At 32.9% G+C, this 12,905-nt stretch carries 10 protein-coding genes; 2 read left to right on the top strand and 8 right to left on the bottom strand.

Translation table 11 applies throughout. From position 1 onward, the window contains the following. The first annotated feature begins 42 nt into the window (after nucleotides 1-42). A complete protein-coding gene (locus KTC92_RS17325; protein WP_216303278.1) occupies nucleotides 43-570 on the top strand; it encodes a DUF4364 family protein in 528 nt (175 codons plus the stop codon). 26 nt (nucleotides 571-596) lie between these two features. Here the strand turns inward: KTC92_RS17325 and KTC92_RS17320 are convergent, their stop codons facing one another. Then, nucleotides 597-1,478 carry a YncE family protein gene (locus tag KTC92_RS17320; RefSeq protein ID WP_220287406.1) on the bottom strand — a complete coding sequence of 294 codons (882 nt, stop codon included), beginning with the start codon at nucleotides 1,476-1,478 and terminating at the stop codon, nucleotides 597-599. 149 nt (nucleotides 1,479-1,627) lie between these two features. Here KTC92_RS17320 and KTC92_RS17315 point away from each other — a divergent pair, with 149 nt between their 5' ends. Further along, nucleotides 1,628-1,876: a TIGR03905 family TSCPD domain-containing protein gene (locus KTC92_RS17315; RefSeq protein ID WP_216303280.1), complete on the top strand. Its 249-nt coding sequence runs from the start codon at nucleotides 1,628-1,630 to the stop codon at nucleotides 1,874-1,876. A gap of 89 nt (nucleotides 1,877-1,965) precedes the next feature. Here KTC92_RS17315 and KTC92_RS17310 read toward each other — a convergent pair whose 3' ends face one another. The 7 genes from KTC92_RS17310 to KTC92_RS17280 form a co-directional block, all read right to left on the bottom strand. Further along, the gene (locus KTC92_RS17310) at nucleotides 1,966-3,318 is read right to left on the bottom strand and encodes a folylpolyglutamate synthase/dihydrofolate synthase family protein (protein WP_220287404.1); all 1,353 of its coding nucleotides are present in this window, start codon (nucleotides 3,316-3,318) and stop codon (nucleotides 1,966-1,968) included. Between the two features lie 323 nt (nucleotides 3,319-3,641). Further along, on the bottom strand, nucleotides 3,642-5,330 hold the full coding sequence (locus KTC92_RS17305) for a peptide ABC transporter substrate-binding protein (protein WP_253198198.1): 1,689 nt from the start codon (nucleotides 5,328-5,330) through the stop codon (nucleotides 3,642-3,644). A gap of 95 nt (nucleotides 5,331-5,425) precedes the next feature. Further along, nucleotides 5,426-6,403, bottom strand: a complete 978-nt coding sequence (locus tag KTC92_RS17300; RefSeq protein ID WP_220287402.1) for an ABC transporter ATP-binding protein — start codon at nucleotides 6,401-6,403, stop codon at nucleotides 5,426-5,428. Further along, complete coding sequence (locus tag KTC92_RS17295) at nucleotides 6,403-7,413, bottom strand: ABC transporter ATP-binding protein (RefSeq protein ID WP_216303283.1); 1,011 nt, start codon at nucleotides 7,411-7,413, stop codon at nucleotides 6,403-6,405. The genes KTC92_RS17300 and KTC92_RS17295 overlap by 1 nt, the downstream gene beginning before the upstream one ends. A 14-nt stretch (nucleotides 7,414-7,427) precedes the next feature. Then, nucleotides 7,428-8,366 carry an ABC transporter permease gene (locus tag KTC92_RS17290; RefSeq protein ID WP_165413896.1) on the bottom strand — a complete coding sequence of 313 codons (939 nt, stop codon included), beginning with the start codon at nucleotides 8,364-8,366 and terminating at the stop codon, nucleotides 7,428-7,430. A gap of 16 nt (nucleotides 8,367-8,382) precedes the next feature. Then, a complete protein-coding gene (locus KTC92_RS17285; protein WP_220287400.1) occupies nucleotides 8,383-9,300 on the bottom strand; it encodes an ABC transporter permease in 918 nt (305 codons plus the stop codon). An 893-nt stretch (nucleotides 9,301-10,193) separates the two neighbouring features. Beyond that, the gene (locus KTC92_RS17280) at nucleotides 10,194-12,836 is read right to left on the bottom strand and encodes a valine--tRNA ligase (protein ID WP_220287398.1); all 2,643 of its coding nucleotides are present in this window, start codon (nucleotides 12,834-12,836) and stop codon (nucleotides 10,194-10,196) included. Nucleotides 12,837-12,905: the final 69 nt, after the last annotated feature.

Raw genomic sequence — 12,905 nt, 5'->3', positions numbered from 1 at the left:
CATTATTGTTTTATATTAAGCAGACTACAAGGAGGAACAGATATGTTTGAGGATGCTTTAGACTTAGCTGAAAATAAGCTTCTTTTACTTTATATATTTTATAAAATAAAGCTCCCTATTTCTAATATTCAAATAACGCAAATTATTTTAGAGAATAATTTTATAAATTATTTTACTTTGCAACAATATATTACTGAACTTATTGCATCTAACCTACTTAAGCATACTGATCAGAAAGGTAAGCATAGATTAGTCATTTCGCAAAAAGGTGACAATGTTCTATCTTTATTTAAAGGAAGAATTTCTGAAAGCAAGATACAACTTATTGATAGCTATTTGAAAGTTCATATTGAAAACATCAAAAAAGCACTCACGGTTAGTGCTGATTACACAATAGAAAACAATAATAATTATTTAGTTAACCTAACCGCTTCAGAAGATAATTTTACACTTATAGATATTAAACTTAGTGTTGCGTCGAACAAGCAAGCACGAAATTTATGCAGTAAATGGAGAAAAAACCCTTCTGAACTTTATGCTAAAATAATTAATCTTCTCATAGATGATTAATCTTAATCTTCTATAGAAGCTGATTTTTATAAAAGTGCCATACCTGTGGGCTCTCCGCCAATAGAGATGGCTTTTTTATTTTCAGTAATTTTATCAATTCTAATAAGCAAATTGTTATAATTATCACCTACATACAAATATTTTTCATCTTCGAGTATTCCCCGAGGCATACCCCCAATTTTAATTTTTTTTATCTCTTTGTAATTATTTATGTCTAATATACTCACCGTGCCATCTCCAAAATTTGATACATAACAGTATTTTTCATTACAATACATGTCCACAGGCGAATTACCAACAGGTATCTTGTATAATACGTTATAGTTTTTTAATGAAATAATGCTTATACTTCCCTTATTGTCCATACCTATATTGCTCTCGCAAACTAAAATATAATTTCCATCCGGGGTAATTAGAGCTTTAGTAGGATATGCCCCCACCCTAATATTTTTAATATTTGTATTCTGAGCACAATCTATTATTGTTATGCTGTCACTATTCATATTTGCCACTATAATAAGGTTCTTTCTTTTACAAAGATAAATACTATGTGGTGAGTTACCACATGGAATTACTTCTACAATTGTTTTTTTGTCTAAATCAAAAACTATTATATCATCAGAATCTCCACAAATAACATATGCCCTATTATCATAAACTGATAAATCATTACAATGCATACCTATAAAATAACTTTCTGTTTCATTATTATCAATATCAACCATAGAAATACTATTATCATAACTATTAGCTGTTAATATCTTGTTTTTATATATATATATACCATGAGGACCAATTCTTTTGAGATTTTTTTTATCCAAATATATTTTTTCTTCTTCTATAAACAAATCCAAGTTAACTTTTGATATGCAATCTGCTGAAGTACTACACACATATAACTTTCTCAAATCCCTCACCTCCCCATAACCATAATATGAAAATAGCGCTAATATGCTAACATTGTTTTCATTAAAATTAAATTCTTGAAATGAGGATACTTAATAGTATATAATAACTATTGTAATTATTAATATTACAAAGGACGGAGGAGTAAATTATGTATAGTTATGATCCAAAAGGCGTTTGTTCAAAAAAAATAACTTTTGAAGTCGTTGACGATAAAATAACAAATGTTGTTTTCACAGGAGGATGCGCTGGAAATTTAAGTGGAATTTCAACCTTAGTAAAAGGTATGGAAGTTTCCGAAGTTATAAAAAAACTTAAGGGTATTAACTGTGGTGGTAAAAGCACTTCTTGCCCAGACCAATTAGCTTTGGCACTGGAAGAATTAGTTGCAAAAGCTTAACCAAATAAAAAAAGACACATATTATCTAGTAATATGTGTCAATTTATTTTTAACGACATTTCAGCTCCGCAGGAGATGATTTAATACTATTAATAGCTGTGAACATTTCGTATTATTTTTCTCATATCTCCCACCATGTATAAAGAACCTGACACTAACAGTAAATCATCTTCATCGCAGTAGCTCAAAGCTTTTTTATATGCATCCTCATAATCTTCAATTGCCTCGCAACTCATAGTATATTTTTCTACTTGGATTTTTAATTCTTCGCAGAGTTCTGCCCTATCGCTATGGGGGGTAACAGTAATAACTCTACTCACCTTTGGAACTATAGTTTTTATCATCTCTTCCACTTGCTTATCCGCAAGGATTCCTAAAATTAATATGATTTTTTTGTAGTTAAAGTACATATCAATACTCTGCGTAAGTTTTTCTATACCATCTATATTGTGTGCACCATCTATAACTACTAAAGGCTTTTTATGCATCACCTCAAGCCTTGCTGGCCACACTACACTCCCAAGCCCTGTTATTATATGATCTCTATTAATCATTGCGCCTTGCTCTATAAGCTCCTCTATAGCATGAACCGCTACAGAACAGTTTAGTAATTGATGTTTTCCTAAAAGTGATAAATCAATAGTATAATCATTATTTGAAGTTTGCACTTTCAATTTTTGAGTTATAGCATTATTACTAGCACACATTGTTTCTTCCATTGAATCCACTGCACTATATTGTAAATTTCCCTTCCCTAAATATACCGCTGAATCCTGTGATACTTTTATTAATTTGCATTTTTTTTCTCTACATATTCTTTCTATTACTTCTTCGCTTTGTTTTTGTTGCGGAAACATAACTACGGGAATCCCCTCTTTAATAATACCTGCTTTTTCACAAGCAATTTTAGCGATAGTATCTCCGAGTATTAGCGTATGGTCCAAACTAATAGATGCAATAATACTTAAAATAGGTGTAATTACATTTGTTGAGTCAAGCCTTCCACCTATCCCTACTTCAACCACTGCAAAATCTATATTGTTTTTATAAAAATATAAAAAACCCGCGCAGGTAATGATTTCAAACTCTGTTGGATTACTATATCCTAGTTCCACTACCTTTTCTACCGCTTTAGAAACCTCTGTTACAACATCACTTAAATCTCCTTTAGAGATGTTTTTATTATTTATTTGCATTCTTTCTTCAAACTCTTCAATAAATGGCGAAGTATATGAGCCTACTTTATATCCAGCTTCGACCAAAATCGTAGTAACCATAGCAGTAGTTGAACCTTTCCCATTAGTTCCTGCAATATGTATACACTTTAATTTTTTATGCGGGTTTCCTAAAAGTTCTAATATTTTTTCAGTTCTCTCAAGCCCAAGTTTGCTACCAAACTTTGCTGTATTTTTTATGTAAGCTATAGATTCATCATAATTCATGCTTATCCTTCCTTTCAAAATAAATAACTATGTCCGGTTAAATTTTATACCAACTTAGTGGCAGTTAACAACCTTTTTTATAAAAAATCTAAAAAATTTGTAACACTTTAATCATTACTCAAATAAAATATTCTAAGTAATTCTTTTTAGGAATTATTTTATGTATAGATACTGCCTACTAATACCTGAGAAAACATTAGAGACGGTTAACATCTATTCCCCCATTAGATCTGTTAACCCACCTCTTTTATTTTCATAAAAATGCCCTACAGCATAGACTTTTATCTATTCTATAGGGCATTTTATTATTTTGCTATTTTATGTTATTTAGCAGCAGTTACGTAGGCTTTTTGGAACCAATGTTTTCCTAAAGCTGATGTACGAACTCCCATAATATTTGGTTTTGAAACCATTGTATTTGTATACCCATAAATAGGAATTACAACATCATTGTTCATAATAATGTCTTCTGCTTCATGCAAAATAGCCATTCTCTTAGCTGGATCTAATTCCTTTTTTGCAGCTATTATTTTTGCATCATATGCTGGATTACTGTATCCAGCGTCATTATTTCCTGAACTTGTTGTAAATAAATCAAGGAATGTCATTGGATCTGTGTAGTCTGCATTCCAGCCATTTCTTGCAAGAATATATTGCTTAGTATTTCTTGTTTGTATGAATACCTTCCATTCTTGGTTCTTAAGTTCTATATTTACTCCAAGATTTGTTTTCCACATATCTTGAACTGCAGCAGCTATATTTTGGTGTCCCGCAAGGGTGTTATAGAGTAAAGTTATTTTAGGGAATCCTTTTCCATCGGGATACCCTGCTTCAGCTAGTAATTTTTTAGCTTGAGCTATATCTCCCTCCGCTGGGTAGTAAGCTTTATTTGCAAAATCCTTACCATTTGGTTCTAGACTCCCTTTTGGAACAAATGACGTTGCTGGGGTTTGCCCACCTTTACTAACGTTATCAACTATGTCTTTTCTGTTAAGGGCAAGCGATAATGCTTTTCTTACTTTAGGGTTTTGTATAGCCTTAGCAGCCTCTGGATTTATCTTAACCGCCTCTGCTGTAAGATTTAGCACATAGTAGTAAGTTGCATAATTAGGAGTGATTTTGCAACTACCATCTGCTACAAGCGCAGGAATTTCTGATTGTGGTGGGTCTTTAATGAGATCCATTTGACCGGCTTTATATGCTGAAAGTGCTGCTGTTTGATCCTCTAACATTTTATAGTTAAGAGTATCAAGTTTAATATTTTTAACATCCCAATATTTGTCGTTTTTTACAAAAGTCAAAACATCCTTAGGTTTCCATTCTTTCATTTTAAATGCACCATTAGTAATATAAGTTGCAGGTTTGGTTGCCCAAGAAGCATCTTTATCTGCTACATCTTTTCTAATCGGCATATATGTTTCGAAAGCCATAAGTGATAAGAAGTAAGCAGTTGGGTTTTCGAGGGTAACTACAAGAGTTGAATCATCTTTAGCCTTAACTCCGACTTCATCAACAGTTGCTGATTTTACACCAGCTGTTTTCTTGTCAGCTGCAAGTTCGCTTTCATTATACCCTTGGGCATTCTTCAAGTAAAAAAGTTGATAAGAATATACAGAAGCAGTTGCAGGCTTTAAAACTCTTTTCCACGCATATTCGAAATCACCAGCAACAACTGGTTTGCCATCTGACCATTGAGCGCCACTTCTAATATGAAACGTATAAGTCAAACCATCTTTTGACATTTCATACCTGTCAGCCATACCTGGAATTGGTTTATCTTTATCATCCAATCTCATCAAACCCTCAAAAGCATTTCCGATAACATCTGCACTGTCACTTGCCTGACTTAATGCTGGATCGATAGTCTTAGGTTCTGCACCTAAATTGAAAGTTATTACCTGCGGCACCTTGCCATTAGCCTCTGGTGCCGCTTTAGTGCCACAGCCCGATAGCAATGATACCCCTAAGGTTACCGCAAGCAAAGTTGCACTAATCTTTGTTGATTTATTCATTTTTATTATTCCCCCCTGTTATATATATAACTATTCGTTGCAAAGCATCGAATTATACTCAATAATATATTCGCTAAACAAAATTTTTATACCATTTAAAATAAATGACAAGCCACAAAGTGGTCTGCCCCTAAATTTTTAAGCTCTGGGTCTACCTCTGAACATATTGCCTTAGCATATTTACATCTACCTTTAAATCTACATCCCGGTGGAGGATCTATAGGTGATGGTATTTCTCCCTCAAGCATAATCCTCTTTCTTAGTGCTGCACCTTCAGGGTCCGGTATTGGAATAGCCGAAAGTAGCGCCTGAGTATATGGATGCATTGGGAGGCTATATACCTCATCACTTTTACCTATTTCAACCATTTTACCTAAATACATAACTCCAATTCTATTTGATATATGCTTAACCATTGATAAATCATGAGCTATAAAAAGATATGTTAATCCCATATTTTCTTGCAACTCTTCGAGCATATTTATAATCTGTGCTTGTATGGAAACATCAAGTGCAGATATAGGTTCATCACAAATTATAAATTCTGGTTGCACTGCTATAGACCTAGCTATACCAATTCTTTGTCTTTGACCGCCAGAAAATTCATGTGGATATCTGCTAGAATGTTCACTGTTTAATCCCACCGTTGTTAACAGTTCTTGAATTCTTGCCATTCTATCCTTACCTTTATAAACACCATGAATGTCAATTGATTCACCAACTATGTCGCCAACAGTCATTCTTGAATTTAACGAAGCATAGGGGTCTTGGAATATCATTTGAATTTTTTTTCTATAAGGAAGCATCTGCTTTTGACTTAACTTTGATAAATCATGTCCATCGTATATTATTTGTCCACCAGTTGGTTCATATAGCTTTATTATTGTTCTTCCACAGGTTGTTTTACCACAGCCTGATTCTCCCACAAGCCCTAAAGTCTCACCTTTATTGATCGTAAAAGAAATACCATCTACTGCTTTTACATAACTATGAGCTGTACCAAACAATCCCTTTTTAACAGGAAAATATTTTTTCAAATCTTTTATTTCAACTAATACTTTTTCAACACTCATTATAAACTCCCCCTTCCAACAGGTGCTTTTACCTTAGGTGCACTAGGGTGATTTAGAAAGCAAGCTGCATTATGCTCAGGACTAATTTGAAATAATGGCGGTCTTTGCTTTTCACAAATCTTCATAGAATAATTACATCTAGCTGCAAATGGACATCCCACAGGAGGTTTTAACAAATCTGGCGGTTGACCCTCTATTGGTTTCAGTTTTTCCCTTATGGTACTTTGGGGATTTGGAATACTATTTAAAAGCCCCCAAGTATATGGATGCCTTGGATTATAAAATAAGTCCTTAGTAGACCCCGTCTCTGCAATTAATCCACCGTACATAACATTTATTCTGTCGCAAACATCTGCAACCACGCCTAAATCATGCGTTATAAGAATAATAGAAGTGTTTAATTTTTCTTTAATATCCTTCATAAGTTCAAGAATTTGTGCCTGTATAGTAACATCTAGGGCTGTTGTAGGTTCATCTGCAATTAACAATTTTGGTTCACAACATAATGCCATAGCAATCATTGCACGTTGTCTCATACCACCAGAAAATTCATGAGGGTATTGTTTCATTCTTTTTTCAGGACTTGGGATTCCAACTAATGAAAGCATTTTCACTGACTTATCAAAAGCTTCTTGCTTACTTAATCCTCTATGTTTAAGTAATGGTTCCATTATTTGATTACCTATGTTGAATACAGGATTTAGGGAAGTCATGGGGTCCTGAAATATCATTCCAATTTCATTTCCTCTTATTTTTTCCATTTCTTTCTCGGAAATCTTTGCTAAATCTTTTCCTTGGAATAGCATTTCACCATCTATTATTTTCCCTGTATCAGCAAGTAGTCTCATAAGTGACATCATAGTAACGCTTTTTCCACTTCCGGATTCTCCAACTATTCCAAGAGCCTCACCTTTATTTAAGTAAAAGGATACTCCACCTACAGCCTGCACCTCTCCTACATGTGTAAAAAAAGATGTTTTTAAATTATTTATTTCAAGTAATTTTTCCATAATTCCCCCCTTACTTATTTTCTCATCTTTGGATCTAGAGCATCTCTTAAGCCGTCACCAAGGAAATTAAATGCAAGTATTGTTAAACATATTGCCATCGCCGGGAAAAACAATTGTAATGGGTAAAGTTGGTATCCATCTAATGCTTCTGACGCAAGGCTTCCCCATGATGCTTGAGGTGCAGAAATTCCAAGTCCTATAAAACTAAGAAAAGCTTCTGTAAAAATAGCACCCGGTACAGACATTGTCATTGTTACTATTATCGGTCCCATACTATTTGGAATAAGATGTTTTAGTATTATTCTCATGCTAGACGCACCTGAAACCTTTGCAGCAAGGACAAATTCCTGTTCCTTTAGTGCCATAACTTGCGAACGAACTATTCTTGCCATTACCACCCAAAAGGATATTGCCATTGCAATTATAATATTTAACATACCCCCATCGGCTGATGGATGATTTGGTTTAGTAAGTATAACCATCAAGAGAATAACATAAATCATACTAGGTACTGACCAAATTACATCAACAATCCTCATCATTAAATTATCAACAATACCACCTGCATATCCTGCAATACTACCATACAAAATTCCTACAACAAGATTTAATATACTTGCAACATATGCAATGATAAGTGAAATTCTTGCTCCATATAATATTCTTACAAATTGGTCGCGACCAAACTTATCAGTACCGAGCCAATGAGTCGCACTAGGGTTTTGGTTTGCAATTCTAAAATTCTGAGAATAATAATTATACTTTGATAACATTGGGCCAACTATAGCAAGTATAGTTATTAATATAACAAAAACTAATCCTCCCATCGCAAGCTTGTTTTGTTTTAATCTTCTCCAAGCATCCTGTAGATAAGTTTCACTTGGTCTAACTATCTCATTCATTTTTTTCTTGTCATTTGGTATTTTTTCAAATAACTCACTATTTATCTCCATGTTTATGCACCCCCTATTATTCAATTTTTATTCTTGGGTCAATTACTGCGTAAAGTATATCAACAACAAAATTAGAAAGTACTAAGAAGGTAGCATCTAAAGTTACAAAACCTATTATCACGGTGTAATCTCTGTTTGTTATGCTTGTAATGAATTCTCGGCCCATACCTGGGATACCAAACAGCCCTTCAATTACAAAGCTACCAGTTAAAACAGCAGCAAGAAGTGGTCCAATATAAGTTACAATAGGAATTAATGAGTTTCTTAAAGCATGTTTATATATAACTGCATTTTTAGAAAGTCCCTTAGCCCTTGCAACTCTAATATAATCCGTCCTTATAACATCAAGTAAAGCCGACCTTCCAAGTCTTGCAACAAAGGCCATCGAAGATGCTCCAAGAGCAATTGACGGAAGAACATAATCCATAGGAGATTCAAGCCCTATGGCATGAAATATACCCATCCTTATTGCGAATACATAAATCATTAGTGTCGCAATTACAAAACTTGGTACCGTAATTCCAATGGTTGAAATAAACATACATAATTTATCCGGCCATTTTCCTTGATGGAGGGCTGCAACTATTCCTAGATATACACCTAATACCATAGCAAACCCTACAGAAACCACACCTAATCTAGCAGAAACCGGAAGAGAATATCCTATAATTTCATTAACTGTTCTTCCTTCATATGTCATTGAAGGACCTAGGTCCCCATGCGAAAGATTTTTTAGATACATAGTGTATTGTTTAAATACAGGTTTGTCCAAACCAAATTTCTTGTTCAAATTCTCTAAAACCTGTGGATTAAGCTTTTTTTCACCAGAAAATGGTCCGCCAGGCATTAATCGCATTAAGAAAAAAGTTATTGTGATAACGACGAAGATTGTAATCACAGTTGAAAATAGTCTTTTAACACAGAAATTTAACATCTTTTGCCCCCCCATCTTATAATATTGGTACTTTTCTTCCCCCTTATATAAACACTAATCTTGTTTTTTGAATTATAGCTTATTATCTTACCTTTATTAATTTTAAGAATACAAGATTATCTCGTTGTTGAAAGATTCGAATTACTTATACTATTGAAGTTGCTCCGGATAAATATTTCATTTTAAAATATTTTCATGTAACTATTCCGTTATCAAATCATTTGATTTATCCGATTTTTTTTAACATGTCCATTTTACAACAATAAAATAATTAAATATATTATTCATATATCTTTTATATTCCTTCATATTTCATAGCCATCTTAACCTTTATAAATGCTGATATGAAAAATATTCACAGTATTATTTTGCACTATCGTAGGTCCTCCCCTTTAATCTTATTTTAAGTATAATAATATTTTTCCAGAAGTCAATGTATTTTTTGTAAGTAAATCCATATATTATCCATATTTTATTTGTGATTCCTTCGTGTTTTTTATATATTTTGTATGTTTTGTAAAATACATTAGTATATATAACAGGTTTCATTATGAAAATAAATTCATAGTAATCTATATTTCTATTTATGAAAAAGGAATTAATAATAGAATTAAACTAATGAAATATATTTTTATATGTTTCATTTATTTTAATAGTTGGCCACCTCTAAATTAGATTCACCTTTTTTCACTTATCTTATAGTAGATCAAATTAGAGAATCTTTTCTCCTGTTCTTTATCAATACACCTTGCATAATTATTGGTATGCTGAACTCACACCATTCATTTTTTTCAATATTCCAACTTTTTATTTGTATGGTAAAAACAAAAAAAAACTATAGAATAGACTTTTCAAGTGTCTATTCTATAGTTTATCTTGCTTTTTATTAAAGATTATTTCAAGTTTTCTATACTTTTAATTACTAAATCATACATTTCTTTATATTTTTCGCCCTTAGCTTTTTCCTCATCAACCACTTCAATTGGAGCTTTAGCTGTGAATCTTTCATTACAAAGCTTTTTCTCTACTCTATCTATTTCTTTTTTTAGTTTTTCTTTTTCTTTATTTAATCTTTCTAATTCTTTTTCTAAGTCTACAAGCTCAAGTAACGGCATATATACCTGCGCGCCCTTAGTTACTACTGTAACTACATTTTCTGGTGCTTCGGCTTTTGTAGCTAGAAACTTAACCTCACTAGCTGATGCAAGTTTTTGAAAATAAACCATCCCTTCCTCAAATGCTTCTTTTGCCTCTGTAGCATATATAAATACTTTAGCTTTTCTTGAAGGTGCTACATTCATATCCGATCTAGCATTTCTTACGTCTTTTATCGCTTCTATGATATAATTCATATTTTCTTCAGCTTTTTCATCTTTAAGAGCATCGTCATACTCTGGCCACTTAGAAATCGTTATAGATTCATACTCATTATCTAAGTGAGTATAAATTTCTTCTGTTATAAATGGCATAACAGGATGAAGTAATTTAAGCCCAGTTTTTAATACATTGTTTAATACATTTAATGCGATGCCTTTAGCCTCTCCATCTTCTGCGTATAATACTGGTTTAACAAGTTCAATATACCAATCACAGAATTCTGTCCACATGAAATCATGAGTCTTTTGAAGTGCTATCCCTATTTCATATTTCTCAATATTTTCTGTAACTTCTTTTATTACAGTGTTCATTCTTGATAATATCCATTTGTCTGCAACAGTGTAATTTTTATTATCTTTATATTTCTCCATTAATTCGCAATTATTGTTCATCATAACAAATCTAGAAGCATTCCAAATTTTATTAGCAAAGTTTCTAGCTGCTTCAACTCTTGACTCATAGAACCTTATATCACTGCCTGGAGAGTTTCCTGTTGCGAGCGAAAACCTTAACGCATCTGAACCATATTGGTCTATTACGTCTAATGGATCAATACCATTTCCCAGAGACTTAGACATTTTTCTTCCTTGATCATCTCTAACCATTCCATGTATTACTACTGTTTCAAATGGCACTTCCCCTAAATTATAAATCCCTGAAAAAATCATTCTTGCTACCCAGAAGAATATAATATCATATCCAGTTACTAAAACACTTGTTGGATAGAACTGTTTTAAATCCTCTGTGTTATTTGGAAAGCCAAGTGTTGAGAAAGGCCACAATGCTGAACTAAACCAAGTATCAAGCACATCTTTATCTTGATTAAGATTTGTACTATTACATTTACTGCAACTTGTTGGCGCATTAACTGTAACTATAATTTCCCCACAATCTTTGCAATACCATACTGGTATTCTATGTCCCCACCATAACTGTCTTGATATACACCAATCTTGAATATTCTCCATCCAATTGAAGTATGTTTTTTCAAATCTTTCAGGAACAAATTTAGTTTTATTTTCCCGTACAGCCTCTATAGCTGGTTTTGCAAGTGATTTCATTTTAACATACCATTGTTTTGATAACATTGGTTCTACAGTGGTTTTACACCTATCATGAGTACCTACATTATGAGCGTGGTCTTTTATCTTAACAAGTAGTCCTGCATTATGTAAATCTTCTACCATGACCTTTCTTGCGTCATATTTATCAAGACCTGAATATTTTCCATAACCCTCGCATATAGCTGCATTTTCATCCAAAACCACTACTTCTGGAAGATTATGTCTTTTTCCTACTTGGTAATCATTAGGATCATGTGCTGGAGTAATTTTAACTGCGCCTGTTCCAAACTCTATATCAACATAATCATCTGCAATTATTGGTATTTCTCTATTTACTAGAGGTAGCATTATTTTTTTTCCTACTAAATGTGTATACCGTGGATCTTTAGGATTTACAGCTACCGCCGTATCTCCAAGCATAGTTTCCGGCCTCGTGGTAGCTATTTCTAAAAACTCATCGCTACCTATTATTGGATATTTAACATGCCAGAAGTGCCCCTCTTGTTCTTCAAACTCTATTTCAGCATCTGAAATTGCCGTCATGCATTTTGGGCACCAATTTGTTATCCTATTGCCTTGGTATATTAGTCCATCCTTATATAATTTAACGAAAACTTCTCTTACTGCATGGTTTAAGTTTTCATCCATGGTAAAGCTTTCCCTAGTAAAATCAACAGAACATCCCATTTTCTTTATTTGTCCTCTTATTTTTTCTCTATATTCATTAGTCCACTCCCAAACTTTTTCAAGGAAGGCTTCTCTTCCCATTTCTTTTTTCTTAAGCCCTTTTTTTAAAAGTTCATTTTCAACCTTTACTTCTGTTGCAATACTAGCATGGTCCTCACCAGGAAGCCACAAGGTATTGTACCCTTGCATTCTTTTAGTTCTTATTAGAATATCTTGAAGAGTATTATCAAGAGCATGCCCTAAATGTAATTTTCCTGTAATGTTTGGTGGGGGCATTACTATTGTAAATGGTTTTTTATCTTTATCAACGGTTGGAGTAAAAAATCCTTTTTCTTCCCACCATGCGTAAAGTCGTTCTTCAAACTCTTTTGGATCATAATTCTTAGCAATATTATTATTTTCTTCCATTATTAACTCCTCCTAAACAATAATTAGTATGTCAATTTATTTTAGCAATAAATTTCAAACAATAAAAAA

It is taken from the genome of Clostridium sp. CM027, assembly GCF_024730565.1.
In the GTDB taxonomy this organism is placed as follows: domain Bacteria; phylum Bacillota; class Clostridia; order Clostridiales; family Clostridiaceae; genus Clostridium_AD; species Clostridium_AD estertheticum_B.
This window is presented reverse-complemented; position numbering and strand designations above follow the sequence as displayed.